The sequence below is a fragment of the Enterococcus sp. HMSC061C05 genome (genome assembly GCF_001814765.1).
GTDB lineage: Bacteria > Bacillota > Bacilli > Lactobacillales > Enterococcaceae > Enterococcus_B > Enterococcus_B lactis.
This window is the reverse complement of record NZ_KV817741.1, coordinates 1-1,894: the sequence shown is the minus strand read 5'-3', so window position 1 is coordinate 1,894 and position 1,894 is coordinate 1. Positions and strand designations below refer to the sequence as shown.

The 1,894-nt window shown below is 41.1% G+C and carries 1 protein-coding gene; it reads right to left on the bottom strand.

Annotated features, from left to right (window positions below):
• Positions 1-219: 219 nt before the first annotated feature.
• Complete coding sequence (guaB, locus tag HMPREF2988_RS07025) at positions 220-1,704, bottom strand: IMP dehydrogenase (protein WP_002293341.1); 1,485 nt, start codon at positions 1,702-1,704, stop codon at positions 220-222.
• Between the last annotated feature and the right edge of the window lie 190 nt (positions 1,705-1,894).

Sequence of the window (1,894 nt, the reverse complement as noted above, 5' to 3'; positions counted from 1 at the left end):
GAATATTGTGACTTGTGACCGAGGAATTGGCAGGAGAACACCGTTTACCAAGAAGTCGTAAGCCTGCCGTTTCGCTCCAAACCACAAGGAGTAATTTCAAAAAACAGCTCTTCATATTTTATGAATATTGTACTTGTGATTCGGAGTTGGCAAGGAAACATTTTTTATTCAAAAAAAGAGTGGTGACACAACATGTGTTACCACTCCTTTTTAGTATTTTTAAGATTCAACTGAATAGTTTGGTGCTTCTTTCGTGATTTGTACATCATGAGGGTGTGATTCTTTTAATCCGCTGCCGCTCATTTGGATGAATTGCGCTTCATCACGTAATTGCTGTAAATTGGCTGCCCCAACATAACCCATTCCTGAACGCAAACCGCCGATCATTTGGAAAATAATGTCTGCAACACTTCCTTTGTAAGCAACCCGACCTTCGATTCCTTCTGGTACTAATTTATTTGCTTCATTGACACTACCTTGGAAGTAACGGTCTTTTGAACCTTTTTCCATCGCGCCTAATGAACCCATACCTCGGTATGTTTTGAATCGACGTCCTTGGAAGATTTCGAATTCACCTGGTGATTCATCTGTCCCCGCCAACATGCTGCCTAACATAACTGCATGTCCGCCGGCAGCTAATGCTTTGACGATGTCACCAGAGTACTTGATTCCTCCGTCTGCAATAATCGCTTTGCCATATTGACGAGCAACTGATGCTGCATCATAGATGGCTGTGAGCTGAGGTACACCTACACCAGCTACCACACGTGTCGTACAAATCGATCCTGGTCCGATACCGACTTTTACGACATCCACCCCTGCATCATATAAAGCTTTTGTCGCTTCAGCCGTCGCAACGTTCCCAGCAATCAATGTTGCATCTGCAAAAGTTGAACGGATTTCTTGGATTTTTCGGATTACACCTGCACTATGTCCATGAGCTGTATCGATGATGATTGCATCTACCCCTGCTTCTAATAAAGCATTCGCACGCTCGAATGTATCGCTTGTTACACCAACAGCTGCTGCTACAAGCAATCGACCATGTTCATCTTTTGCTGCATTTGGAAATTCGATCACTTTCTCGATATCTTTGATCGTGATCAATCCGCTTAAACGACCTTCGTTATCAACGATTGGTAATTTTTCGATTTTATGTTTTTGCAAAATCTTTTCTGCATCTTTTAGAGAGGTACCTACTGGGGCAGTCACTAAGTTGTCTTTTGTCATCACATCAGCAATCGGCATGTGGTAATCTGTTACAAAACGCATGTCGCGGTTTGTAATGATCCCTACCAATTTTCTGTTTTCAAGTGTTTCAACGATCGGCACACCACTGATACGGTATTTGCTCATCAATTCTTCTGCGTCTGCTACAAGATGCTGTGGCGTTAAGAAGAACGGATCAATGATGACGCCACTTTCAGAACGTTTGACTTTTCTTACTTCATCCGCTTGCTGGCTGATCGTCATGTTTTTATGGATCACACCTAATCCGCCTTGTCTTGCCATAGCGATGGCCATCTTGCTGTCGGTAACGGTATCCATACTTGCACTGATGATTGGAATATTCAACTTAATATTTTTAGCTAATTGTACGCTCATATCCACTTCGTTTGGTAACACGTGACTTTCTGCTGGTATCAATAAGACATCATCAAAAGTAAATCCTTTTTTCGTGAACTTTGTTTCCCAGTTGGACATTTTTAGTACCACTCCTCTAATTTAGTTTATCTATTAAAATAATTGATTTTTTCATTTAAGTCAATGATCTACATGGAATCAAATTAGCTTTCTCATAGAATACCAATATAAACCGCTTACATCTGTGTATATACTAAAAGAGAGTGCGACAGAAGTGGTTAGCTGATTGAACACCGTTTAAGAAAGAGGT